Source organism: Caulobacter flavus, from assembly GCF_003722335.1.
Lineage (GTDB): Bacteria > Pseudomonadota > Alphaproteobacteria > Caulobacterales > Caulobacteraceae > Caulobacter > Caulobacter flavus.
The window spans coordinates 4,739,281-4,763,976 of record NZ_CP026100.1 but is presented as its reverse complement, the minus strand read 5'-3'; the positions used below and the strand labels follow the sequence as shown (position 1 = coordinate 4,763,976).

23 protein-coding genes are annotated in these 24,696 nt (G+C 71.0%); 10 read left to right on the top strand and 13 right to left on the bottom strand.

The annotated features are described in order from the left end of the window. Nucleotides 1-4: 4 nt before the first annotated feature. The 3 genes from C1707_RS21765 to ribH are packed head-to-tail and all read left to right on the top strand — an operon-like array spanning nt 5 to nt 2,249. Complete coding sequence (locus C1707_RS21765) at nt 5-628, top strand: riboflavin synthase (protein ID WP_101714570.1); 624 nt, start codon at nt 5-7, stop codon at nt 626-628. Continuing rightward, entirely contained in the window at nt 595-1,785 is a 1,191-nt protein-coding gene (gene ribB, locus C1707_RS27260) for a 3,4-dihydroxy-2-butanone-4-phosphate synthase (protein ID WP_101714571.1), read from the top strand. The genes C1707_RS21765 and ribB overlap by 34 nt, the downstream gene beginning before the upstream one ends. A 14-nt stretch (nt 1,786-1,799) precedes the next feature. Then, nucleotides 1,800-2,249 (top strand): 6,7-dimethyl-8-ribityllumazine synthase, encoded by a 450-nt coding sequence (ribH, locus tag C1707_RS21755; RefSeq protein WP_101714572.1) that lies wholly within the window; start codon nt 1,800-1,802, stop codon nt 2,247-2,249. A gap of 167 nt (nt 2,250-2,416) precedes the next feature. Here the strand turns inward: ribH and C1707_RS21750 are convergent, their stop codons facing one another. The 12 genes from C1707_RS21750 to C1707_RS21695 all read right to left on the bottom strand — a co-directional run bounded on the left by C1707_RS21750 (nt 2,417) and on the right by C1707_RS21695 (nt 14,767). Then, nucleotides 2,417-2,920 (bottom strand): flavin reductase family protein, encoded by a 504-nt coding sequence (locus tag C1707_RS21750; RefSeq protein ID WP_101714573.1) that lies wholly within the window; start codon nt 2,918-2,920, stop codon nt 2,417-2,419. Between the two features lie 4 nt (nt 2,921-2,924). Continuing rightward, nucleotides 2,925-4,019, bottom strand: coding sequence for an LLM class flavin-dependent oxidoreductase (locus tag C1707_RS21745; protein WP_101714574.1), 1,095 nt, complete (start codon nt 4,017-4,019; stop codon nt 2,925-2,927). Nucleotides 4,020-4,052: 33 nt separating this feature from the next. Further along, nucleotides 4,053-4,700 carry a glutathione S-transferase family protein gene (locus C1707_RS21740; RefSeq protein ID WP_101714575.1) on the bottom strand — a complete coding sequence of 216 codons (648 nt, stop codon included), beginning with the start codon at nt 4,698-4,700 and terminating at the stop codon, nt 4,053-4,055. Between the two features lie 9 nt (nt 4,701-4,709). Then, nucleotides 4,710-6,290 (bottom strand): rhodanese-like domain-containing protein, encoded by a 1,581-nt coding sequence (locus C1707_RS21735; protein WP_101714576.1) that lies wholly within the window; start codon nt 6,288-6,290, stop codon nt 4,710-4,712. Continuing rightward, entirely contained in the window at nt 6,287-6,901 is a 615-nt protein-coding gene (locus C1707_RS21730) for a cysteine dioxygenase family protein (RefSeq protein WP_101714577.1), read from the bottom strand. Before C1707_RS21730 ends, C1707_RS21735 begins: the two co-directional genes overlap by 4 nt. A 4-nt stretch (nt 6,902-6,905) precedes the next feature. Next, entirely contained in the window at nt 6,906-9,089 is a 2,184-nt protein-coding gene (locus C1707_RS21725) for a TonB-dependent receptor (RefSeq protein ID WP_101714578.1), read from the bottom strand. A gap of 132 nt (nt 9,090-9,221) precedes the next feature. Beyond that, complete coding sequence (locus C1707_RS21720; RefSeq protein ID WP_101714579.1) at nt 9,222-10,235, bottom strand: ABC transporter substrate-binding protein; 1,014 nt, start codon at nt 10,233-10,235, stop codon at nt 9,222-9,224. Continuing rightward, nucleotides 10,235-11,077, bottom strand: coding sequence for a class II aldolase/adducin family protein (locus C1707_RS21715; protein ID WP_101714580.1), 843 nt, complete (start codon nt 11,075-11,077; stop codon nt 10,235-10,237). The genes C1707_RS21720 and C1707_RS21715 overlap by 1 nt, the downstream gene beginning before the upstream one ends. A gap of 18 nt (nt 11,078-11,095) precedes the next feature. Further along, the gene (locus C1707_RS21710; protein WP_101714581.1) at nt 11,096-12,046 is read right to left on the bottom strand and encodes a D-isomer specific 2-hydroxyacid dehydrogenase family protein; all 951 of its coding nucleotides are present in this window, start codon (nt 12,044-12,046) and stop codon (nt 11,096-11,098) included. After that, nucleotides 12,043-13,230, bottom strand: a complete 1,188-nt coding sequence (locus tag C1707_RS21705; RefSeq protein WP_101714582.1) for an acyl-CoA dehydrogenase family protein — start codon at nt 13,228-13,230, stop codon at nt 12,043-12,045. Before C1707_RS21705 ends, C1707_RS21710 begins: the two co-directional genes overlap by 4 nt. Next, complete coding sequence (locus tag C1707_RS21700) at nt 13,227-14,045, bottom strand: ABC transporter ATP-binding protein (protein WP_420808206.1); 819 nt, start codon at nt 14,043-14,045, stop codon at nt 13,227-13,229. The genes C1707_RS21705 and C1707_RS21700 overlap by 4 nt, the downstream gene beginning before the upstream one ends. Next, the gene (locus tag C1707_RS21695) at nt 14,042-14,767 is read right to left on the bottom strand and encodes an ABC transporter permease (RefSeq protein WP_240633782.1); all 726 of its coding nucleotides are present in this window, start codon (nt 14,765-14,767) and stop codon (nt 14,042-14,044) included. Before C1707_RS21695 ends, C1707_RS21700 begins: the two co-directional genes overlap by 4 nt. Nucleotides 14,768-14,990: 223 nt before the next feature. Here C1707_RS21695 and C1707_RS21690 point away from each other — a divergent pair, with 223 nt between their 5' ends. Continuing rightward, entirely contained in the window at nt 14,991-15,827 is an 837-nt protein-coding gene (locus C1707_RS21690) for a LysR substrate-binding domain-containing protein (protein WP_101714585.1), read from the top strand. On the opposite strand, the gene C1707_RS21685 is transcribed toward C1707_RS21690, so the two are convergent. Next, the gene (locus C1707_RS21685; protein ID WP_101714586.1) at nt 15,824-17,185 is read right to left on the bottom strand and encodes an FAD/NAD(P)-binding protein; all 1,362 of its coding nucleotides are present in this window, start codon (nt 17,183-17,185) and stop codon (nt 15,824-15,826) included. The two genes, C1707_RS21690 and C1707_RS21685, sit on opposite strands and share 4 nt — an antisense overlap. 251 nt (nt 17,186-17,436) lie before the next feature. Here C1707_RS21685 and C1707_RS21680 point away from each other — a divergent pair, with 251 nt between their 5' ends. The 6 genes from C1707_RS21680 to C1707_RS21655 all read left to right on the top strand — a co-directional run bounded on the left by C1707_RS21680 (nt 17,437) and on the right by C1707_RS21655 (nt 24,581). Beyond that, complete coding sequence (locus tag C1707_RS21680) at nt 17,437-18,282, top strand: TauD/TfdA dioxygenase family protein (protein ID WP_101714587.1); 846 nt, start codon at nt 17,437-17,439, stop codon at nt 18,280-18,282. Between the two features lie 116 nt (nt 18,283-18,398). Further along, nucleotides 18,399-20,990: a TonB-dependent receptor plug domain-containing protein gene (locus C1707_RS21675; protein ID WP_240633781.1), complete on the top strand. Its 2,592-nt coding sequence runs from the start codon at nt 18,399-18,401 to the stop codon at nt 20,988-20,990. A gap of 12 nt (nt 20,991-21,002) precedes the next feature. Beyond that, nucleotides 21,003-21,944, top strand: a complete 942-nt coding sequence (locus C1707_RS21670) for an ABC transporter substrate-binding protein (RefSeq protein ID WP_101714588.1) — start codon at nt 21,003-21,005, stop codon at nt 21,942-21,944. Next, on the top strand, nt 21,941-23,518 hold the full coding sequence (locus C1707_RS21665) for an FAD-dependent oxidoreductase (RefSeq protein WP_101714589.1): 1,578 nt from the start codon (nt 21,941-21,943) through the stop codon (nt 23,516-23,518). The genes C1707_RS21670 and C1707_RS21665 overlap by 4 nt, the downstream gene beginning before the upstream one ends. After that, entirely contained in the window at nt 23,515-23,907 is a 393-nt protein-coding gene (locus C1707_RS21660; protein WP_101714590.1) for a 4Fe-4S dicluster domain-containing protein, read from the top strand. The genes C1707_RS21665 and C1707_RS21660 overlap by 4 nt, the downstream gene beginning before the upstream one ends. Continuing rightward, a complete protein-coding gene (locus C1707_RS21655; protein ID WP_101714591.1) occupies nt 23,904-24,581 on the top strand; it encodes a peroxiredoxin-like family protein in 678 nt (225 codons plus the stop codon). The genes C1707_RS21660 and C1707_RS21655 overlap by 4 nt, the downstream gene beginning before the upstream one ends. The last annotated feature ends 115 nt before the right edge of the window (nt 24,582-24,696 follow it).

The following is a 24,696-nucleotide window of genomic DNA, read 5'->3' as shown; positions in this document are numbered from 1 at the left end:
CCCCATGTTCTCCGGCATCATCGAAACCCTGGGCGAGGTCGTCGCCGTCGCCCCCGAGGACGGCGCCCTGCGTCTGTCGCTGGCCACCGGCTTTCCCGACCTGGCGCTGGGCGAAAGCGTCGCGGTCAATGGCGTCTGCCTGACCGTGGTCCGCCATGACGAGAGCGGCGGCGCCGACTTCTTCGTCAGTCCCGAGACCCTGGCCCGCACCAGCCTGGGCGCGGCGGGGCCCGGCGCGCGCCTCAACCTCGAACGGGCCGTGACCCTCTCGACCCGCCTTTCGGGCCATCTGGTCCAGGGCCATGTCGACGGCGTCGCGCGCCTGGCCGAGGTGATCGACGACGGCGGTTCGTGCCGGCTGACCTTGAGCCTGCCGGCCGCCTTGCGGGCCTTCTGCGTCGAGAAGGGCTCGATCGCGCTGGACGGGATCAGTCTGACCCTCAACCACGTCGGCTCGCCGGACGGGCAGGGACGTTTTCCGGTCGGGCTCACGATCATCCCCCACACCTGGACCCACACCAACCTGCAGCACGCCGCCGTCGGCGACCCGATCAATGTCGAGGTCGACGTGCTGGCCAAATACGTGGAGCGGCTATGTCACGCCTATCTGACGCCCTCGAACGCCTGAAGGCGGGCGGCATGATCATCCTCGTCGACGACGAGGATCGCGAGAACGAGGGCGACCTGGTGCTCGGCGCCCAGTTCGCCGACGCCGCCGCCATCGCCTTCATGGCCAAGGCCGCCAGCGGCCTGATCTGCCTGGCCATGGAGCCGCGGGCCGTCGACCGCCTTGGCCTGCCGCCGATGGTCGCCGATAACAAGACCCGGCGCAGCACCGCCTTCACCGTCTCGATCGAGGCGGCGGTCGGCGTCGACACCGGCATCTCGGCCTTCGACCGGGCGCTGACCATCCAGGCCGCCGTCGCGCCCGATGCCGGGCCCGCCGATCTGGTCTCGCCCGGCCACGTTTTTCCGCTGCGGGCCGTGCCGGGCGGGGTGCTGGCTCGCGCCGGCCACACCGAGGCCTCGGTCGAGCTGATGAAGCTGGCCGGCCTTACCCCCGCCGCCGTCATCTGCGAGGTGATGAACGACGACGGGACCATGGCCCGGCGCGACGACCTGGAGGTCTTCGGCGCCCGCCACGACCTGCCGATCCTGACCATCGCCGAACTGGTCGCGCACCTGCGGGTCGCAGCGGTCGAGCCGGTCGCCGCCGCGCATCTGCCGTCGGCTCACGGCGGCGAGTTCGAGGTCCGCGCCTTCCGCGATCGCGCCAGCGGCGTCGAGCACCTCGTCCTGCTGAAGGGACCGCTGGGCGCGGCCCCGCTGGTGCGGGTGCATTCCGAATGCCTCACCGGCGACGCTCTGGGCTCGCAGCGCTGCGACTGCGGCGCCCAGCTGCAGGCCTCGATGCGGCGCATCGGCGAGGAGGGCGGGGCGATCGTCTATCTGCGCGGCCACGAGGGCAGGGGCGTTGGCCTGGCCAACAAGATCGCCGCCTATGCCCTGCAGGACGGCGGGCTCGACACCGTCGAGGCCAACCACGCCCTGGGGTTCGCCGACGACCCCCGCGACTACGCCGCCGCCGTGGCCATGCTCGCGGCGCTGGGCGTCGGCCGCCTCCGCCTGCTCAGCAACAATCCGCGCAAGGCCGCCGCCCTGCGCGCGGGCGGGATCGAGGTGGTCGAGCAGCTTCCGCTGCTGGCGCCCGTCACCCCGCACAACGCCGCCTACCTCGCCGCCAAGCGCGACAAGCTGGGCCACGGCCTGGCCCGCGCCTCCTGAACCGGATCGCCTTCATGACCCAACCCGCTCCCCGCGTCGCCGTCGTCGTCAGCGGCTTCAACCCCGAGGTCACCGGCGGCCTGCTGCGGGGCGCTCTGGCCGAACTCCAGGAAGGCGGCGCGCCCGTCGCCGACGGCGACGTCATCGACGCGCCCGGCGCCTTCGAGCTGCCGCTGCTGGCCCAGGCCCTGGCCCGCACCGGCCGCTATGACGGCGTCGTCTGCCTGGGCTGCGTAATCAAGGGCGACACCGCCCACTTCGAGTTCATCAGCCTTGGCGCCAGTATCGGCCTGATGCAGGCGGGCCTGGCCACCGAGACCCCGATCACCTTCGGCGTCCTGACCACCTACGACGACGACCAGGCCCTGGTCCGCAGCCGCGACGACGCCGCCAACAAGGGCCGCGAAGCCGCCGCGGCGTGTCTTGGGGCGGTTAGGGCGTTGAGGAGGATCAAGGCGGGGTGAACTCGCTGCAGACCCTCCCCCTGAAGGGGGAGGTGGCCCGGAGGGCCGGAGGGGGAAGTCGCTGATGACTCAGCGACGCCGCCACCGTGAACAACTACTTCCCCCTCAGTCGCTTCGCGACAGCTCCCCCTTCAGGGGGAGCATCTTGAGGGACGGGCCGTTGGCCCTCACCCCACCGCCGTCAGCCCCCGGTTCCACGCCACCAGGGCCGGCGCCGGCGAAAAGCCCACGTGCTCGGCCTCGACGATGAAGATCGAGTGGCTGCCGGCGTCGACCACGGCGTCCACCCGGCAGACGGCCCGCGCCACCCCGCCGGCGAACACCGGCGGCGTGGGGCGGCGCAGGCGCCAGCGGGCGGGATCGAACCGCTCGTGGGCCCGCGAGCCCGACGCGAAGCGCAGGGCCTCGTCCTCGTCGGCCGCGCCCAGCAGCGCCACCGACAGGTCGGGGCGCGCCAGCAGCGCGTCGTGGCAGCCCGCCTCCTTGCGCACGCAGAACAGGAAGCGCGGCGGGGCGACCGAAAGGCCGGTGATCGAGCTGACCAGCAGGCCGCGCGGCGCATCGCCGTCCCAGCAGGCGACGATGGCGACGCCGCTCGCCAGGTGGGCCAGCACGTCGCGGAAATCGGTCTCCGGCGCCTGGACCGGAGAGCCGGCGTCGTACGGAGCCATGACGTCAGCTCGCCGCGGCCGCCGGCGCCGCCTCGCGCTCGGCCACCAGCCTGCGCACCAGCGGCAGCAGGTCACGACCATAGGCGATGGCGTCCTCGACGGGATCGAAGCCCCGGATCAGGAAGGTGGTGACGCCAAGGTCGTAGTAGTCCAGCAGCGCTTCGGCCACCTGCTGCGGCGTGCCGACCAGGCCCGTGGAGTTGCCCGCCGCGCCGGTGACGGCCGCGACCCCCGTCCACAGACGCTTGTCGAGACGCGAGCCTTGCGCGGCCGCGTCCAGCAGGCGCTGCGAGCCGGCGTTGGGCGGGTGGTGGCCGCTGGTCGGCAGGCCGGCGGCCTCGCGCAGGGCCTTGGTGCGGGCGACGATCTCGTCGGCGCGGGCCCAGGCGGCCTCTTCCGTCTCGGCGATGATCGGCCGCAGCGACAGCGAGAACTTCACCTGCCGGCCGTGCTTGGCCGCCGCGTGGCGCACCCGGGCGATGGTCTCGGCCACCTGCGCCTGGGTCTCGCCCCACAGGGCGAAGATGTCGGCGTGCTTGCCGGCCACCGGGATCGCCGCCTCCGAGGAGCCTCCGAAATAGACCGGGATCTGCGGCGCGCGCAGCGGCTTCACCGCGCCGAAGCCCTGGTCGACCTTGTAGTACTTGCCCTCGTAGTCGAAGGGCTTGTCGCTGGCCCATTCGGCACGGACGATGTCGAGATATTCGCTGGTGCGGGCGTAGCGCTCGTCCTTGGTCAGGTGGTCGCCGTCCTTGGCCAGTTCCTCGTCCGAGCCGCCGGTGATGATGTGCACCGCCACGCGGCCGCCGGTGAAGTGGTCCAGCGTCGCCAGCTGCCGGGCCGCCAGGGTCGGCTGGGTGAAGCCCGGCCGGTGGGCGATCATGAAGTTCAGCTTCTTGGTCACCGAGGCCGCGTGCGCCACCACCAGCTGGCTTTCCGGACCGGTCGAGTGGAAGGCCACGAGGGCGCGGTCGAAGCCGCCTTCGTCATGGGCGCGGGCGATCTTCTCGACATAGTCGACGTCGATGACCGGGCCGGCTGGCGGATGGATCTCCGAGACGTTCTGGGTGTGGATGATACCGATGAATTCGACGCTCATGGGAGACTCCCGAAGGTTCGAGGAAGGGGTTGGTCAGTGGGCGTGGGTCGGCGCCTGGGCCGTCTCCTTGCGCAGGGCGCGCACGACGGAGGGGCGGGCGAAGGCGCGGGCGGCCTTGGCGCTCCAGGCGGGATAGGTCGAAAGGTCGATCTGGCGGCGCTCGGCCCAGCGCCAGATCACCAGGGCGTAGGCGTCGACGACGCTGAAATGCTGGCCCAGCAGCCAGGGACTCGGCTCCTGGGCCAGCCGCTCGATGTCGGCCAGGGTGCGGGCGAAGCGGGCCTCGCCGGGCGTGGCCAGGGCGGCCTTCACCGCCTCGTCGTCGGCGTAGCGCTCGGGCCGGGCGATCTGGGCGAAGGCCACGTGCACGGTGCTGGCGAACCAGCTCATCACCTCGTAGGCGTGGGCCAGCTTCAGCGGCTCCAGCAGCGGCAGCAGCTCGCTGTGCGGGTAGCGGTGGGCGAGGTACGTCAGGATCGCCAGCACCTCGGTGACCGGCTCGGCGCCGACCAGCAGGGTGGGCACGCGGCCCTTGGGATTGACCCGCAGGTACTCGGGCTTGCGCTGGTCGCCGGCCGAAAGGTCGAGCCGGCGCACCTCGTAGGCGACGCCGATCTCTTCGAGCGCCACCAGCGGGGCCAGCGAGGAGCTGCCGGGCGCGATGTAGAGGGTCAGGGTCATGGCGGGACCTCAGATCACGTAGAAGCCGTGCGACCCGTCGCGGGCCAGCTGGTCGACCAGGCCGAACTCCCAGTCGAGATAGGCCTGCATGGCCTCGGCGGCGTTGTCGGTTCCCTCGTAGGGGCGCTTGTAGATGTCGGTCGGATCGCTGGCGGCCCGAGGCAACCCGGTTTCCAGCGCCCGGCCGGCGGCGACCCAGGCGGCCGTGCCGCCGTCGAGCACCCGCACCGGCTGGTCGGCGATCTCCTCCAGCTCCGGCGCGGCCAGGCGCGCCAGCACCCCGTCGGGCGAGGTCAGGACGATCGGCTTGCCTTCCGGGACGCGCTCCAGGGCCTCGGCCAGCTGGGCGCGGATCGCGAACCAGGCGCCGGGGACGTGGCCCTTGCGGTGGGCCGGGCTGGGCGCGAGGTCCAGCACCACCACGGTCTCTTCGGCCAGGGCTTCGGAGAGCGCGCGCGGCAGGATCGTCTCGACCACCGGCAGGTGCGGCGGCTGGGCCGGCGTCCAGGGGCCGATGCCCAGTTCGCCCTCGAAGCCGCCCTCCAGCACGTAGACCTCCCAGCCCAGCTGCGCGAGCCACGAGGCGGTCATGTCGGCGCGCGGACCCAGGTCGTCGGCCAGCACGATGCGACCGCCGCGCACGGGGGCGAAGACGTCGGTCTCCTGCACCAGCTGGCCGCCCGGCGCGCTGCGGAATCCGGGCAGATGGCCCTTGGCGTACTCGTCCGGCGTGCGCACGTCGAAGCGGTAGAGCGTGCGCTTGCGGTCGGCGGCCAAGTCCGCCAGTCCCTCGGCGTCGATGCGCCGCACGCCGGCGCGATAGGCCACGTCGCGGGCCTTGGCGCGGGCTTCTTCCAGGGTCTGGTTCGAGACGTCGGGGAACCTGCGGCTTTGACCATGCTCCAGGCTCTGCTGGGCCAGGGTCCAGCCGATCGTGCCGTTGCGCAGGGCGAAGACGGGGTTGGGCACGCCGGCGTTGACCAGCGACTGGGCGCCGATCAGGCTGCGGGTGCGGCCCGCGCAGTTGACGATGATCGTGGTCGAAGGATCGGGCGCCAGTTCCCGCGCCCGCAGCACCAGTTCGGCGCCCGGCGTGCTGACCCCGCCCGGGATGCTCATCACCGCGTATTCCTCGAACCGGCGGGCGTCGAGGATCACCTGGTCGGCCTTGGCGTCGATGCGGGCCTGCACCTCCTGGGCGGGCAGCGACGGGGTGTGCCGCTGGGCCTCGACCAGCTCGCCGAACGCCTTGCTGTAGGAGTTGACGTCCTGGAACAGCTCGTAGCCGGCGTCCTTCCAGCCTTGCAGCCCCCCAGCCAGCGCGCGGACATTGGCGTAGCCCAGCGCCGCCAGCCGCTTGCCGGCCGGCGAGACCAGCCCTTCGCCGTCGTCGTACAGCACGATGCGCGTCTCCTTGCGGGGCACGCGGTCGAGGATCTCGACCTCGAGCCGCGAGAGCGGCAGCTGCGAGGCGAACAGCGGGTGGGCCTTGGCGAACGGATCCTCCTCGCGCAGGTCCAGGAGGGCGATCTCGCGGCGGGCGATCAGGTCCTGGCGGACCTCGCGGGGCGTGACGACGGGCAGGGTCATGGCGCGGCCTCGACGGGGACCGGCCGGGACCGGTCCCACAGGTTGGGGAGAGTGTCGTTGGAGTAGCCGGAGACGAAGGGCTTGCTGCGTCCCTCGGCGTCGTAGGTGGCGCGGCGGACCGCGCCGATATTGGCCCCGTAGACGTGGATGCTGATCGAGGCCTGGTCGTCGAAGGCGTTGGTGACCTGGTGCACGTCGCCGACGGTGGGCGAGACCGCCTCGACCTGGCCGCGCTCCAGCCGGTGGGCCGGGCCGTCGGCGACTAGGGCCTCGCCGTCGCGGCGATAGGGCTGAGACAGCTCGGCGCCCCGCAGCACCCCTACCAGGCCCCAGACCGTGTGGTCGTGCACGGGCGTGGCCTGGCCCGGACCCCAGACGAAGCTGACCACGCTGAACCGCTCGCGGCTGTCGCAATGCAGCAGGTACTGCTGGTAGCGGGCCGGGCTGGGAACGGCGTAGGCGTCAGGCAGCCAGTCGTCCTGGGCGATCAGTCCGGCCAGCAGGGCCTCGCCCTCGCGCAGGATCGTGGCCTCGTCGCCCGTTCGGTCGAGCAGGGCGCCGAGGTCGCCGACAAACTGGGCCAGACGGTGAAGGTTGGGGGCGCTGCTCATGCCGTCACAGCGCGTACTTCAGCGTGACCAGCCAGGTCCGCGGGTCGGGGAAGTTCTGGTAGTAGACGGCCGTCGACGGGGTGTAGGTCGAGGACACCGGCTTGTCGCTGTCGAGGATGTTGCGCGCCGACAGCTGCACGGCCCAGTGCGGGTCCGGCGCGGTCCAGGTGATCGTGCCGTTCAGGAAGCCTTGCGAGGGGATGTCGTGCTGGCCGCCGGCCGACGGGGTGGCGCTGCTGACGACGCCGCTCTGCCACTGGGCGTCCAGGCCCACGCGCACCGATCCCGGAACCTCGACTGGCACGTCCCAGGTGACGCCGCCCGACAGGTTCCAGCGCGGCGAGTTCAGCAGGCGGTTGCCGTCGGCGTTCACGCCCGCGCCGCCGGCGCCCTTGTAGTCGTCATAGACCGCGAACAACCAGCCGACGTTGAAGTTCAGGCCCACCCGATCGGTCGGCCGCGCCTGGGTCTCCAGTTCGACGCCGTAGGTGTGGGCCTGGCCTGCGTTGCCGCGGCGGCTGCCCACATAGGCCGGGTCGTAGAACGACACCTGCAGGTCCTGATAGTCGTTGTAGAACGCCGCCAGGTTGGCCCGCAGGCGGCGGTCGAAGGCTTGGGTCTTCAGGCCCGCCTCGAAGGTGGTCACGTCCTCGGGCGCGAAGGGCAGGGTGGCCAGGTCCAGGCGCGTGGCCCGGTTGTCGAAGCCGCCCGACTTGAAGCCCTTGGAGTAGCTGACGTACTGCGAGACGTCCGGGGTCCACTGGTACTGGGCGGTCAGCTTGGGCGTGATCGCCGACCAGGTCTTGTCGGCCGTCCCCGCGATCGACTGGCCGATCACCTGGCCGGCCAGGTTCAGCACCTTGTTGTCGAAGACGAATTCCTTCTCCTCGTTGGTCCAGCGCAGGCCGCCGGTCAGGCTGAAGCGGTCGGTCACCGCGTAGGTCGCCTCGCCGAACAGGGCGTAGGCGTCGGTGTTGGTCACGTTGTGGGCGCGGGCGAAGTTGTAGTTGCCGGGCGTCACCGCCGGATCGGTGGCCTGGGCGTTGCGGCGGCTGTAGCCGTCGCGCTCCACGAAGAAGCGTTCGTGCAGGTAGAACAGCCCGCTGGTGAAGGTCAGGCGGCCGTAGTCGCCGTTCAGCTGGACTTCCTGGGTGACGTACTGGTCGTTGTAGTGGATCAGGTTCTTCTGGATCAGCGCCGCCTCGCCGTCGTTGTCGTAGTTGACGGGATTGAGGTTGAAGCCGCCGTAGGCGGTGATCGACTTGATCTTGAGGTTGTCGTTCAGCGCGTACTGGACGCGGATCGAGCCGCTGATCTGGTCCAGGTCCTGGGTCGGCTCCACTTCGGAATAGGAGCGGCGCTTGTCGAACCCGCCGCCCGGCTGGTTGACCGGGATGTAGCTGCGGGTGTCGCTGCGGTCACGCAGGGCGTTCAGGGTGAACAGGACGTCCAGCTTTTCGGTCGGCGTCCAGCGCAGCTTGGCGCGCCAGGCGTCCAGGTCGATGCGGTTGACGTCGTGGTTCAGCGTCGGGTCGAAGGTCACCCCGTCGCGCTTGTGGTGGATGTACGACAGGCTGCCGGCCAGCTTGCCCTCGACGATCGGCCCCTCGAGCAGGGCCCGCACGTCGACCGCGCCGTAGCTGCCCAGCCCCACCTCGGCCTTGGCCCGGAAGGCGTCGCCCGGGTCGCGGGTGATGATCCGCAGGGCGCCGGCGCTGGAGTTGCGGCCGTAGAGCGTGCCTTGCGGCCCGCGCAGCACCTCGATGCGCTCCAGGTCGTTGAACTCGATCATCGAGCCGATCTGGCGGGGCACGTAGACGTCGTCGACATAGACCGCCAGCACCGGCTCCTGGATCGGATCGGCCTCGCCGACGCCCCGCAGGGCGTAGGTCTGGGTGGTGTGGCTGATGGTGACGCGGCTGATCGACAGGTTCGGGATCTGGCCAGCCAGATCGCGGATGTTGTCGACCTTGCGGTCGGCCAGCACCTGCGGGCCGAAGGCCGAGATGGCGATGGCGGTCTTCTGCAGGTCGGTGGCGCGGCGCTCGGCGGTGACGATCACCTGCTCGACGGCGGCCGAGCCGGCGTCGTCGGTATTGGCGGCCGGCGCGGGTTCGGCGGCCAAGGCCACGCTGGTGACGGCGAGGCCGGAAGTGAAAGCTAGAAGTTGAAGCTTGAAGGTCTGCACGGATTTATCCCCGACTTGTTCGATGGGGATTTGTGTTTGTGAGGGCGCTTTTCTCAACGAATATAAAATGATCGAACGGATAGCTCCGCTCATATCGTCTGAAGTCATCGGATATATTTGCGATGCTCGACATCATTTCAGAAACGATGAGAGCCGGTCATCCCACAGCGGCCGCACGTCGACCCGGGCAGGAATGATCTTGGCGGCGGCGAAGGTGTCGGCCACGGCCTGCTGCGAGGCGATGGCCGCCTCGCTGATCGGCTCCAGATAGTTCAGCGACGACTTCTCGCGGAACTCCTGGGCGTAGTAGTCGGCCTTGACGCCGGTGACCTTGGCCCGGGCCTGGGCCCAGCGCTCGCCGTCGGCGTTGATCCAGTCGAACACCCGCTTGTAGCGGCTGACATAGTCGCCCAGCGCCTGGAACCGCACCGGGTCGTCCAGCGCCTCTTTGGCCGCGGTGATCAGATAGTTGCCCGACAGTATGCCCAGCGCCGTGCGCAGCACCCGCGCCTCGGCCTCGCGGGCCTGGTAGACGATGACACCGTAGATCACCCAGGCGTCCAGCGCCCCGCTCTGGAAGGCCGCCAGGCCGTCCTGCGGGCTCAGCGCCACCGGCTGGATGTCGTTCCAGGAAAGGCCCGCCTCCTGCAGCAGGCGCAGCAGGATGTAGTGCGAGGTCGTGGCCTTCACGTAGCCGACGCGCTTGCCCTTCAGCTGCCTGAAGTCGCCGACCGGCGAGCCCTTGGGAACCAGTACGACCTGGTTGTTCACGTCGCCGCGCAGCACCCCGACGATGCGGACCTGGTTGCCGGGCTGGGCGGCGACGAAGATCGGCGGGATCTCGCTCATGCCGCCGAAGTCCAGCGCCCGGGCGTTGATCGCCTCGGCGATCAGGTTGCCGCCGGCGAACTGGGTGCGGGCCAGTTTGTAGGACGGGTCCTGGATGCCCGCCTCGGCGAAGAAGCTCTCGGGATTGCCGCGATAGGTGGCGACCCTCAGCGTCAGGTCGGCCAGCGAGCCGGCCCTGTCGTCGCCCGTGGGCGAGCAGGCCGCCAGATTGACGGTGGTCAGGCCGGCCATGGACAGGCCCGCGATCGAAAGGCCGCCGGCCATCAGGTCGCGGCGGGACAGGGAAAGGCCGGTCATCAGTCGAACAGGTCCGGCTCTTCTTCGGTGACGATGTCCCAGTAGGGCTGGAAGGCGTAGACGCCGCCGAGCTCCGTGCCGACCTGGCTGGCGGTGTGCCTGGCCACCTCGGGCGACATCGGCTTGGTCGGGCCGGCGGCCTCGGCCAGCAGCTGGGCCTGGCAGGCGTTCTCCAGGGCGAGGTAGCGCCAGACAGCGGCCTCGACCGACTGGCCGACGGTCAGAATCCCGTGGTTCTGCAGGATCACCGCCTTCTTCGGTCCCAGGGCCCTGGCGATCTTCTGGCCCTCGCTGGTGTCGAGCACCACGCCCGAGAACTCCTCGAACAGGGCGTGGTCGTCGTAGAAGGCCGCCGAGTCCTGGGTCAGCGGATCCAGCAGCCGCCCCAGCGCTGACCAGGCCTTGCCGTACAGCGAGTGCGAGTGGGCCGCGGCCACCACGTCGGGACGGGCCTCGTGCAGCTGGGAATGGATGGCGAAGGCGGCCCGGTTCAGGCGGGCGGGCGACTTGGCCGGCGGCTGGACGATCTCGCCCGCGTGGCTGACCAGCATCAGGTCCGAAACCTTGATGCGCGAGAAGTGCACGCCCAGCGGATTGACCCAGAAATGGTCGGTCAGTTCCGGGTCGCGGGCGGTGATGTGGCCCGCGCCGCCCATGTCGAAGCCATGGCGGCCGAACAGCCGGTAGCCGGCGGCCAGGCGCTGCTTGCGATAGAGCCGCTCCAGCTCGAGCGTCGGCTGCTGGGGGATCTCGCGTGCGCCGAACGGCGGCAGCACGGTCTCTATCTTGGCAGGGTGCGGGCCGGCGGCGGCAAAGCCCCGGGGCGATGGGATCGCGGTCATCGCGAAATGTCCTTGTTGTCAGTAGCCGCGCGACAGGTCGACGACGTCGGCCAGGGGCGCGCCGGCGCGGAAGCGGGCGAGGTTCTCGGCGAACTGGGTCGCCAGGTTGATGCGGGTGTCGGGCGTGTGCACCGAGGTGTGGGGCGAAAGCCGAACCTTCGGATGGCCGTAGAACGGGTGCCCGTCGGTCAGCGGCTCGGGGAAGGTGACGTCCAGGCTGGCGCGGCCGACGCGGCCGTCGTCCAGCGCCGCCAGCAGGGCGTCGTCGTCGATCAGCGCGCCGCGGGCGATGTTGATCAGGTGCAGGCCGGGCTTGGCGTGGGCCAGCACCTCGCGGCCGATCAGGCGCTCGGTCTGCGGCGTCGCCGGAGCGGCCAGCACCACGTGGTCGCTGCGGGCGAACAGGGTCTTCAGGTCCGCCACGCGTTCGACCCCGGCCACCGGGATCGGCTTGTCCGAGCGGCGGGTGGCGACGACGTTCAGCCCCAGGGCCTGGGCGCGCGGCGCCAGGGCCTCGCCGATGGCGCCGAAGCCGACGATGCCCAGCGTCGTGCCGGAGATGAGCTTCAGCGGCTGGGGCGTCCAGCGCTCGGCCCTGTCGATCCAGATCTCGGGCAGGCGCTTGGCGTCGGCCAGGATCGCCGCCAGGGCGAACTCGGCCAGCGCCACGGCCGAAGAGCCGCGCGCCGAGGTCACGACCGGGCCGTCGAACAGCCAGTCCGGATAGAAGTCGATGCCCACCGAGACCAGCTGAACCCAGCGCACGTCGAACGGCCAGCCGGGCGGAGCCTTGGCGGGCAGCACGCCGCCGGCCTTGCGGAACGGCGCGGCCACCAGAACCTTGGCCGAGGGCGGCAGGGGCGCGGTCAGGCCGGGCGGCACGGCGATGATCTCGGCGTCGGCCGCATGCTGGGCGAAGACGCTGTTGAACACCTCGGGCAGCTGGCTGGCGACGACGAGTCGGCTCATCGCACGGCCTCGCGTTCCGCGAACCCCGCACGCCCGGCCCCGGTCAGCACCACGTCGGCCTGGGGCGTGTGCACCCGGCCGCACAGCACGTCGCGGTGATGGCGTTCCAGCGGATTGGCGCGGGTCAGGCCGGGATTGCCGGTTAGCTTCAGGGCCTTCTCAACCACGGTGATGGCGTTCTCGGTGACCAGGTGCTTGACGAGGCCGCTTTCGCCGGCCGCCGTGTCGCCGCGCGCGGCGCTGTCCAGCAGCACGCGGTTGGCCAGCAGCAGGCCGTCGATCTCGCCCAGCGCCTCCTGGAAGCGGGGCAGGGTCGACAGGCTGGCGCCAAGGTTGGCCGGCCTGCGGCTGATCAGGAAGTCAGCCAGCCAGTCGCGAGCGGCGCGGGCCACCGCGTCGTAGATCGCTGCCGTCAGCACCGACGACCAGGTTCCGAACGCCGCCGGATAGGGCGGCGGCGCGCCCAGGGGCTGGGGATCCAGCGCGTGGTCCAGCGGGACCAGCACATCCTCGAAGATCACGTCGTGGCTGGCGCTGGCCCGCAGGCCCAGATGGTCCCAGGTCTCCTCGATGACCACGCCGGGCGTATCGGCTCGCACCAACCAGCCGCCGACCAGGGGCCCCCCTTGAGCGGGTTCGCCGTCGCTGCGGGCCCAAACCACGAACCAGGTCAAGGCGGACGAACCGGTGGAGTAGATCTTGCGGCCGCTGATCCGCCAGCCTTCCGGCGTGCGGCGGGCGATGGTGGCCGGAAGACCGCCGCGGGCGGGAGTGCCAAGGTCGGGCTCGACCCGCAGGGCGTTGATCAGGGCGCCGTGCGCGATGGCGTCGCCGATCACCCGCTGCTTGAGGTGCTCGGGCCAGCCCGAGCGGCCCTCGACCGAGGCGTGGAACAGGTACTGCATGACCAGCACCAGCGCCGTGGCCGGTTCGCCCCGCGCGACGGCCGAGACCACCTTCAGCGCCGTGGGCAGGTCGCTTTCCAGCCCCCCCAGGCGCTTGGGCGCGGTCAGCGCCAGCAGGCCCGCCTCGTGCAGGGCCTGGAAGTTGGCGAAGGGAAAGCTGGCCTCGCGGTCGTGGCGGCCGGCGGTGGCGGCGAAGGCCTCCGTCAGGCGCGGCAGAACCGCGTCGAGGTCGGGCAGGTGGGGCGCGGGCTCCAGCTTGCGGGCGGCGGCGCTGCTCACTGCACGGCCTCGCCGGTCGGGAAGGCGATCAGGGCGGCCTCGTGCGGGGCCGGGGCCTCGACGCCCAGGTGGCCCAGCAAGCGGCGGCGAATGGTCTGGAAGCGGGCGTCCGGCGCGCGCGGGCGCTCCAGGGCGATATGCTCCTCGGCGGCGATCCTGCCCTTGTTCAGCACCAGCACGCGGTCGGCCAGGGCGATGGCCTCGTCGACGTCGTGGGTGACCAGCAGAACGGCCGGCTTGTGCTCGTTCCAGAGATTGAGCACCAGGTCATGCATCTTCAGCCGGGTCAGGGCGTCGAGGGCCGCGAACGGCTCGTCGAGCAGCAGCAGGCCCGGTTCGCGTACGAGGGCGCGGGCCAGGGCCGTGCGCTGGGCCTCGCCGCCCGACAGCGTGGAGGGCCAGGCGTCCAGCCGGTGGCCGAGGCCGACCTCCTTCAGCGCCGCCTCCGCCCTGGCCCGGACCCCTTTGTCTTTCAGGCCCAGCGCCACGTTGCGCCAGACCTTCTTCCACGGCAGCAGGCGGGCGTCCTGGAACACCACGGCGCGGGTGTCGGGCGTCGTCACGTCCTGGTCGCCGACCGGATCGAGGCCGGCCAGGGTGCGCAGCAGGGTGGTCTTGCCTGAACCGCTGGCGCCCAGCAGGGCGACGAACTCGCCCGGCGCGATCGACAGGTCGAGGCCGTCGATGACCCGGTTGTCGCCGAACTGGCGGACGAAGCCGGTCAGCTTCACGGCGGGGGCGACCGGCGTGGCGATCGGCGCGGGCGTTACGGCGTCGAAGGCGCGGCGGCGGATGCGCGGCTGGACCATGGTCATTGCTCCACGAGGCTGGGCCGCCAGGCCAGAGCGCGGCGCTCCAGCGTGCGGACGAGGGCGTCGGCGCCGAGGCCGAGCAGGGCGTAGACGAGCAGGCAGACGACGATGATGTCGGTCCGCATGAAGTCGCGGGCGTTGTTGATCAGGTGGCCAAGGCCGGCCTGGGCGTTGATCTGCTCGGCCACCACCAGCACCAGCACCGAGACGCCCAGGGCGTAGCGCAGGCCCACGAAGAACGAGGGCAGGGCGCCGGGCAGGATCACCTCGCGCACCAGGCTCCAGCCCGACAGGCCGAAGCTGCGAGCTGCCTCGACCAGCCGCACGTCGATGCCGCGCACCCCGGCGAACAGGTTGAGATAGATCGGGAATGTGGTCGCCACGGCGATCAGCACGATCTTCGGCGTCTCGCCGATGCCGAACCAGACGATGAAGAGAGGGGTCAGGGCCAGGGACGGAATGGTCCGCTTGATCTGCATCAGCGGGTCGATCGCCGTCTCGCCCAGGCGAGACAGCCCCGCCGCCAGGCCCAGGGTGACCGCCACGACGAGGGCGATCGACAGGCCGGCGGCGGCGCGCGCCAGCGACACCAGCAGGTTGGCGGGAAGCTCGCCTGAGGTGGTCAGCGCCCGGAAGGTTTCCGCCACCGTCGAGGGTGCGGCCAGCACGCGCTCGGGGATCACCCCTAGCCGCGATCCCAGTTCCCACAAGGCCAGCAGCAGCACCGGCGACAGCCACCGGGCGCGCGACAGGCGTGGCCATCTGAATGATCTGGCTGAAGAAATTCTATCGGCGATCGCCAAAGACATCGGGTCGCTTCCATCGCTGTGACCGTTGCGGCGGGGGCGCCGTTGCTTCACAGAGATGGACGCTGAATTCCTACTCGATCAATAGACTTATCCTCAGGGGTCTTATTAGAGTTCCTCAAGGGGTCAGACGGGACGCCAGATGCCGACCAACCTTCCGACCGAACTTCTCCGCAGCTTCGTGGCCATCGTCGACAGCGGTTCGATGCTGCGCGCCACCGAGCGCGTCTTCGTCACGCAGTCGGCGCTCAGCCTGCAGATGAAGCGGCTGGAAGAGACCGTTCTGACGCCGCTGTTCCACCGCGAGGGGCGGCGGCTGTCGCTCACTCCGGCGGGCCAGACCCTGCTGGGTCACGCCCGCGATATACTGGCGCTGAACGACCGGGCGGTGGTGGCCCTCACGGGCGACGCCCTGGCCGGGCCGGCGCGGGTGGGGCTGGTGCAGGACTTCGCCGAGACCCTGCTGTCGGGCGTCCTGGCCCGCTTCGCCAAGCTAAACCCCGACACCCAGCTGCAGGTGCGGGTGGCGGGGTCTCCCGAGCTTCTGGAACTGCTGCGCAGCGACCGGCTGGACGTGATCCTGTGCATGGGCGCCTACGACGACCCGGCCGCCGCCCGCACCGTGCCTATGGTCTGGCATGGCGACCCGGATCTCGCCCAGCTAGACGTCCTGCCGGTCGCCATCCTTGAGGCGCCTTGCCGCTTCCGCGACGCGGCCCTGGCGGCGCTGGAGCGGGAAGGGCGGCCCTACCGCGTGGCGCTGGAGACGCCCAGCCTGTCGGCCCTGCGCGCGGCGGTGCAGTCGGGCCTGGCAGTCACCTGCCGCACCAGCCTGTTCCGCCCCGACGCCCAGCCGATCGCCGACGCCGCTCTGCCCAGTCTGCCCAAGGTGGCCTATGTGCGCCGCACCGGTCCGGCCCCGCATCCGTCGATCGGCAAGCTGTCGGAACTGATCCACACGGCGGCGCTGGAGCTCTAGGGGCGCCGCGTCGCGCCGAGCACGGCCTGCGCCACCAGCGCCGCCTGGCCGCGGATGTCGGGTACGGCGTTGATTTCCCACCAGGCGCCGCGCGTGATCGGTCCGACCGCGAAGAGGGTCGGCGTCGCCGAGCCCGACACGTCGCGCAGGCGGTTGCCGGCGTCCACGTCGAGCCCCAGGCGCAGCGGATCGGGGCGGGCCAGGCCTCTACGGATCAGGTCCAGCACCAGCGGATCGTCCGATCGGGTGACGTCTCCTGTGGGGCCGGTGGCGTTGATCACCGCCGTGACCGAGAAGGGCTGCGAGCCGACCTCGCCGCGCGGCCGCCAGGCGCCGTCGACCCGCCCGTCCTCGGCTTCGGCCAGCCGCACGATCTTGCCGGCGGCCACCGTCAGGCGGCCCGTCCGGCGCAGGTCGGCGACGCGGCTCGCCACCTCCGGCGACAGGCGGTGGCGGTGCACGTCCCAGAACGGCCGGGCGTGGCGCAGGAAGGCCTGCTTGCGGGCCACGCTCCAGCCGCGCCACAGGTCCTGGGTCGCCGGACGCAGGGCGTCGACGGCGGTGCGCCAGCCGTGCACGGCCGCCGTGCGGCGCAGCCAGGCCAGGGCGGCCAGCGGAGGAATGTCGGGGGCCGGCGGCGAGGGCGGCCGGGCCGGCGGCTCGCCCTGGTGCTCCCGGGGCGTCAGGCCACGGCGCGACAGGGCGATGATCTTGCGGCCGGGCATGGCGTCCTCGAGGCTCAGCGCCACGTCGACCATGGTCAAACCCGTGCCCAGCAGCAGCACCGGCCCGTTCGGCAGGCGCGCCGGGTCCCAGCGCCAGGGATCGGCGACATAGGCGCGCGAGGCGGCCAGGGCCTCGTCCACGCCCGCTGGCCGGCAGGGCGGGGGATTGCCGAGCGCCAGCACGACGGCGTCGGCCAGGATCGGACGGCCCATGGCGGTGGTCAGCCGCCAGCCGTCGCCGCCCGGTTCCAGTCCGACGACCGCGTCGGGGGCGACCACCAGCCGGCCCGCGCCCTCCGGCCCCTCGACGATCCCGGCCAGCAGGCCCTGCAGGTAGCGTCCATAGTCGCCGCGCGTGGCGAAGTCGCCTGGACCGACGTCCACTCCCAGGTCCCGCATCCACGCCACGAAGTCGTCCGGTTGGTCGGGCCAGGCGCTCATGTTGCCGGCGCGGACGTTCAGGCGGTGGCTGGGGTTGTGGCTGGCGTAGGCCGCGCCCAGGCCCACCGGCGTGTTGCGCTCCAGCAGGATCACGCGCACGGCCGCTCCGTCCCGCAGCAGTTGGAGGGCCGTCGTCACGCCGCTGAAACCGGCGCCGACCACGGCGATCACGGGCGTTGAAGGCGAGGCCATGGTCAGAAAACTCTATTAACTCGATAGGAGTTTATTCGGCGATCGTCGGGCGCGGCGCAAGCCGTCTGTCGAGGATGGCTCATCCTGGTCATTCACGCCGCTGAAATATGCGCGCCGCCAATGCCGACTATTGCCGCTCGCGATATATAAATCTCTGAATTCTTTCTGAGAAATACTCGTTCGCGCTGTCTGGGAGCGCTGGCCATGTTCGCCTCCGCCGACCTCGTCGTGTCGGCTGCAAGGAGGTTCCCATGAGCGCCGTCCTCGACCAGGTCCGTGAGGCCCTGGGCCTGACCGTCACGCCCGTCAGCCCGACCATCGGCGCCGAAGTCGCCGGGATCGACCTGCGCCAGACCCTTTCGCGCGAGCAGCGCGACGCCCTCAAGGCCCTGCTGCTCGACCGCAAGGTCCTGTTCTTCCGCGACCAGGACATCACCCGCGACCAGCAGCTGGCCTTCGCCGCCAACTTCGGCGAGGTCTACGCCCACCCGACCGGCGGCGTCGAAACCCATCGCGCGGTGCAGCCGATCTCGGCCGAGGCCTTCAAGAAGTACGACATCCGCGAGAACCACTGGCACACCGACACCAGCTGGCGGGTCAATCCGTCGTTCGGCGCGGTGCTGAAGGCCGTGCACATCCCCGAGGTCGGGGGCGACACCATCTGGGCCGACGGCCACGCGATCTGGAAGGGGCTGCCCGACGACCTGAAGGCCGCCGTCGACGAGCTCTACGTCGTCCACGACTACCAGGACGCCCTGCACCGCTCGGGCGAGCGCTATCCGCTGACCGCGCACCCGGCCATCCGCACCCATCCGGAGACGGGGCAGGAAATCTTCTGGATCAACTTCAGCCTCAAGTCGCGCTTCGTCGATCTGGCGCCCGAGGAGAGCAAGGCCCTGCTGGCCCGCCTCTACGACGAGGTGAAGAAGCCCGAGCACCACGCCCGCTTCCGCTGGCGGAAGAACTCAGTGGCCCTGTGGGACAACCGCGCGGGCCTGCACTACGCCGTGCGCGACTACGGCGACTTCCCGCGGGTGATGGAGCGGGTGCTGATCGGCTCCGACGACGTGCCGTACCGCGAGCGCAAGAGCGCCTGACCCTTAAGGCGGCGCGGCCCGCCGAGCCGCGCCGCCGACCTTCCGATCTTCGAGACCAAGAACGACGCCGGGCCGACGCGCCCCGCGCGGGGGATAGACTTTTGACCTTTGTTTGCTTGCCCAAGTCCCTGAAGCGCTCGGCCCTCGTTGGGCTGCTGCTGACCTGCGCCTCGGGCGCGGCCCTGGCCGCCGAGCCCATTCCGACGGCGGACGCTGCCGCCGACTCCGTGGACGGCGTCGTCGTCACCGGCGTGCGCGGCGTGCGCCGCACCGTCGCCGACAGCCCCGCGCCCATCGACGTCATCTCGTCCGAGCAACTGACCGCTACCGGCAAGACCGGCCTCAAGGAAGTGCTCAACACCCTGATCCCGTCGTTCAACCTGCCCGGCGTCAACGGCGGCGGCACCTCGTGGACGGTGCGGGCCATCACCCTGCGCGGCCTCAACGGCGACCAGGCCTTGTTCCTGGTCAACGGCAAGCGCCGTCACACCACCTCGCTGATCAACAACCTGGCCCGGGTCGGCCGGGGCGGCGTGCCGGTCGATCTCGACCTGATCCCGGCTTCGGCGATCGAGCGGATCGAGGTGCTGCGCGACGGGGCCTCGGCCCAGTACGGCTCGGACGCCATCGCCGGCGTCGTCAACATCATCCTCAAGAAGGACACGCAAGGCGGGGTCTTCTCCTACACCGGCGGCCAGAACTACCTGGGCGACGGCGACACCCGCGCCGCCAGCCTGAACTTCGGCCGCGCGCTCGGTGACGAAGGCGGCTTCCTGCAGCTGGCGATCAACTGGAAGAACAACGAGGCGGCCTCCCGCGCCGTGCCCTCGCGCGCCCAGTACCTCTACCAGCCCACGGTCGCCACCGTCGGCGGCGTGACCACGGTGACGCCCGACCCGCGCGACGCCACGGCCGACCGTTACTTCTGGGGCGCCAGCTACGGCCCGGGCGAGGAGGACATCATCGCCACGGCCTACAACGCCGAACTGCCCTGGCGCGACCTGACCCTCTATTCCAGCGGCACGCTCAGCCATCGCTCGTCGAAGAAGGTCACCGGCAGCTTCCTGCCCAACCTCGCGCCCGTCACCGGCGTCACCGCCGGCCGGCCGCTGAACCGCAACTCGCTGCCCGAGGTCTATCCCAACGGCTTCAACGCCCTGCGGCGGATCTTCGAGCTCGACTGGCAGACCAGCTTCGGCGCGCGCGGCGAGAAGGCCGGCTGGGCCTGGGACGCCTCGACCACCTTCGCCCAGGACCACGCCCAGCTCGACGGCCAGAACACCCTGAACGCCACCCTGGGTCCCGACAGCCCGACCTACTTCCACCTGTCGACCCACCAGTTCCAGCAATGGACCAACAACCTCGACGTCACCCGCGCGTTCGAGGGCGTGCTGCCCCGGCCGCTGCAGGTGTCGTGGGGCCTGGAGCATCGCTACGAGCGCTTCCTGATCGAGGCCGGCGACGAGGCGTCCTACGTCGTCGGCGACTACGTCATCCCGGCCGGCCAGCCGTTCGCCGGCCTTCGGCCCAATCCCGGCCTGTCGTCCTACGCCGGCACCGCGCCCGAGGACGCCGGCTCGGCCACCCGCCATTCCTACGCCGCCTATCTCGACGTCGGTACCGACCTGACCGAAAACTGGTACGTCGGCGCGGCCGTCCGCCACGAGCGCTTCACCGGCGACGTCGGCGACACGACCAGCGGCAAGCTGACCACCCGCTGGGAGTTCCTGCCCGGCTACGCCCTGCGCGCCACGGTCAGCAACGGCTTCCGCGCCCCGTCGCTGGGCCAGACAGTGTTCGCCACCTCGACCATCTCCGGCAGCCTGTGCCCTGCCGCGCCCAACAACATCTTCCGCGGCGGGGTCTGCACGCCGGGCGAGTACCTGACCTTCCCGACCAAGGTGCTGCGCACCGACACCGCCGAGGCCAAGGCCCTGGGCGCGACGCCGCTCCAGCCCGAGACCTCGACCAACTACAGCTTCGGGATCACCGCCGAGCCGCTGCCGCGCCTGCGCCTGACGCTCGACGCCTACCAGATCGACATCGACGACCGCATCGTCGACACCAGCAACCTCGACCTGTCGGTGACCCAGCTTTCGTCGCAGCCGGCGCTGGCGGGCCTGCTGTCCCGCTTTCCACAGGGCCTGACGGCGACCTACTACACCAACGCCGTCTCGACCCGGACGACGGGCGTCGACTTCGTGGCCGAGTACGGCTTCGACCTGGGCTCGGCCGGCCGCCTGAACCTCAACGCCGCCTACGCCTTCAACAAGACCAAGGTGCGCGAGGTCGCCGAGACGCCTGCGATCCTCAAGGCGGTCAATCCCAACCTCGTTTTGTTCGACCGCCAGAAGATCTCCGACCTGACCGTCGGCACGCCGCGCGAGAAGGTGGTGCTGGGCGCGGTCTGGAGCCGTCAGACGGTCTCGGCCAGCCTGCGGGCCACGCGCTACGGCGAGTATACCGAGGCCGGCACGTCGGCGAGCCTGGATCGCACCTACAGCCCCAAATGGGTCGCCGACCTCGACATCGCCTGGGACGTCCGACCCAACACCAACATCGCGATCGGGGCCAACAACCTGTTCGACCAGTATCCCGACAAGATCGGCATCGTGAACGCCGACCAGGGAACGCTGCAGTACGGCCTGTTCTCGCCCTTCGGCATCACCGGCGGCTACTACTACGCCCGCCTGACCCAACGCTTCTAGGGGGAGGGCGGCATGGACAGACGTCAGCTCGTCATCGGTTTAGGCGCTCTTGCTGGGCTCTCGGCCTGCGGCAAGGGGCAGGCCCAGGCGCCGCTGAAGGTCGGCAGCCAGCGCGGCGGCACCAAGGCGGTGCTGATCGCCTCGGGCGCGCTGGAAGGCGTGCCCTACAAGATCGAATGGAGCGAGTTTCCCGCCGCCCAGCCGCTGCTCGAGGCGCTGGGCGCCGGCGCGGTCGACCTGGGCGAAGCCGGGGACGCGCCGTTCCTGTTCGCCTATGCCAGCGGCGCGAAGATCAAGGCCGTGCAGGCCGGCCGCAGCGGCGGCCGCTCGACCGCGATCCTCGTGCCAAGGGACTCGGCCGTTCGCACGCCCGCTGATCTCAAGGGCAGGAAGGTCGCCACCGGTCGCGGCTCCATCGGCCACTACCTGCTGCTGCGGGTGATCGAGAAGGCGGGCCTGTCACCGACCGAGGTCGAGGTGGTGTTCCTCAGCCCAGGCGACGCCAAGGCCGCCTTCACGGCCGGCTCCATCGACGCCTGGGTGACCTGGGGCTCCTACGTGGCGCTGGCCCGGCTGCACGACAGCGCCAGGGTGCTGGCCGACGGCGACGGCTTCCTGAGCGGCGCTGGCTACGAGGCGGCCAGCGTCAGGGCGATCGAAACCAAGCGGCCCCAGATCGAGGACTTTCTGCGCCGCCTGGCCAAGGCCAGGCGCTGGGCGGCCCAGAACCCCGACGCCTTCGCCGCCGTGCTGTCCAAGGAGACGGGCCTTTCGCTCGACATCGCCCGCTGGACAGTCAGCAACTACAAGCTCCTGCCTACGCCGATCGACGAGACTTCGGTCGCCGAGGCGCGGTCGGTGCTCGACCACTTCCGCGCGGCGGGGGCGATCACCTCGACCCTGGATCCGGCCGGCGCCTTCGATTCCTCTTTCAACGCGGCGGCCGCAGGATGAGCGCCGATTTCGATGCGCCGCACTGGGAGACCGACGTCCTGGTGATCGGCGGCGGCCTGGCCGGCGCCTGGGCCGCCATCGCCGCCGCCCGTGAGGGCGCGCGCGTGATCCTGGCCGACAAGGGCTGGTGCGGAACCAGCGGCGTCACCGCCACGGCCGGTCCTGGCCACTGGTGGGTTCCTCCTGAACACCGCGAGGCCGTCGTCGCCGACCGCCTCGAGCGCTCGCTGGGCCTGGGCGATCCCGACTGGATGGCGCGGATCCTCGACCTCACCTGGACCAGCCTGCCGCAGTTGGCCAGGCACTACGCTTTTTCGACCGACGAGCAGGGGCGCACCCAGTATCGCGGCCTGCGCGGTCCCGAATACATGCGGGCCATGCGCGCCTTCGCCCTCGAGGCGGGCGCGACCATCCTCGACCACCATCCGGCGCTGGAGCTGCTGACCGACGCCGACGGCGTCGTCACCGGGGCGGCGGGCGTTGCTTTGCGCGGCGAGCGCCCGTGGACGATCCGGGCCGGGGCGGTGGTGCTGGCCACGGGCGGCTGCGCCTTCGCCTCGCGCCTGCTGGGCTCGGCGACCAATACCGGCGATGGCCTGCTGATGGGCGTCGAGGCCGGGGCCGACCTCTCGGGCATGGAGTTCGCCAACTACTACACGCCCATGCAGGCGGGCACGAACATGGCCCGCTCGATGAGCTTCGCCTTCGCCCGCTGGTTCGACGAGGCTGACGACGAACTCGACATTCCAGCCGGTCCCGACGTCAGCCCGCACCTGGCCCGCGCCTTGCTGAAGGGGCGGCTCTACTGCCGTCTCGACCGCATCCCGCAAGACATCCGCGAGGCGATGCCGCAGGTCCAGCCCAACTTCGTGCGGCCCTTCGCGCGGATGGGGATCGACGCCTATGCCGAGCGGTTCGAGGTCTCGCTGGTGTCGGAGGGCACGGTGCGCGGGATCGGCGGCCTGCGGATCGCCGGCGCGCTCTGCCAGACCGCCGCGCCAGGCCTGTTCGCCGCCGGCGACGCGACCAGCCGCGAGCTGGTCACCGGCGCGATCTCGGGCGGCGGGGCGGTGAACTCGTCCTGGGCGCTGTCGTCGGGCCAATGGGCCGGGCAGGGCGCGGCGGTCTTCGCCCGCGAGCGCCGAGGCCATGCCGGGCGTCTGCATCACATCGGCCAGGTCGGGCTGCGACCGACCAGCCGGCTGGCGAGCGTGGATCTGCCCGCCGCCGTCCAGGTCGTGCGCGACGAGATGGGGGCCTACGATCGCAACATCTTTCGCACCGGCGCCGGACTGGAAGCCTCGATCGAGGCGCTCGACGGCGCCTGGCGCGAGATCGCCGCCCATGCCGGCGGCTGGGGCAGGGGCTTGCTTCGCGCCCGCGAGGCCTCCGCCCTGGTCGCCGCCGCCCGCTGGAGCAAGGCCTCGGCCCTGCAACGGCGCGAGAGCCGGGGCATGCATCGCCGCGAGGACGCTCCAGGCCTCGACCCGCGCCTGGCCTCGCGCCAGCGCGTCCACGGCCTGGACCGCGTCGTCACGCGTTTCGAGGCGGCCATCCTGGAGGCGGTGGCATGATCGAGGTCGTGATCGACGACCGCTGCGGCGGCTGCGGGTCCTGCGTCGACGTCTGCCCCAGCGACGTTCTGGAACGCGCCGCCAGCGGCAAGGCGGTGATCGCCCGCCAGGCCGACTGCCAGACCTGCTACCTGTGCGAACTCTACTGTCCGGAAGACGCGCTGTTCGTCTGGCCGCAGACCGATCGCATCGCCGGGATAACCGCCGACCAGGCCCTGGCCACCGGCGACGTCGGCGGCTTCCGGCGCGACAGCGGCTGGGACGAGCACGCCGCGACCCACACCAACCAGCACTGGCGCATGGGGGCGATCTTCGAGCGCGCCCGCCTGATGGCGATCGACGACGCCGCCGCCAAAGCCGCTCGAGACGAAAACGGGAGGACCTCATGAGCCATCAGACCCTGCGCGAGCGCCTGGCCGCCCTGCATGCCGAACGGTTGCGCACCTGGGAGCCGGCGGCGCTGAAGATCAACATCGACCAGCGCGCCCGGCTGGTCGAGGCGGCCGAGCCCGACGACTGGGTCAAGGTCGGCGACAGGGTCGATCCCTTCGTGCTGAAGGACGTCGAGGGCGGCGACCTCACCCTGGAGAGCCTGACCGCCAAGGGCCCGGCGGTGCTGGTCTTCTTCCGCTTCGCCGGCTGCCCGGCCTGCAACATCGCCTTGCCCTACTACGAGGAACGGCTGGCCCCGGCCCTTGCGGCTATCGGCGCGACCCTTGTCGCCGTCAGCCCGCAGGTTCCCGAGCGCCTGGGCGAGATCCGGGAAAGGCATGGCCTCGGCTACAAGGTCGCCTCCGACCTGGGCAACGAACTGGGGCGTCGGTTCGGCGTCACCTACACGGCCGACGAGGCCAGCCAGGCCGCCCAGCGCGCCAAGGGGGCGTTCATCGGCGATGTCACCGGCACGGGAACCTGGGAATTGCCCCAGCCGGCCGTGGTGGTCATCGACCGCCAGGGCTTCGTCCGCTTCGCCGACGTCAGTCCCGACTGGCTGGTCCGCACCGAAGCCGAACCGATCATCGCCGCGGTGCGGGCGCTGACGCCGGCGCCGGCGGCGGTTTGAGATCCTCCCCCTGTGGGGGGGAGGATCTATCCGAGCAGATGCTCCCCCTCTGGGGGAGCTGTCGCGGAGCGACTGAGGGGGTGCGCGCCAGCGCGGCTGCCCCTCAGCGGCAGCA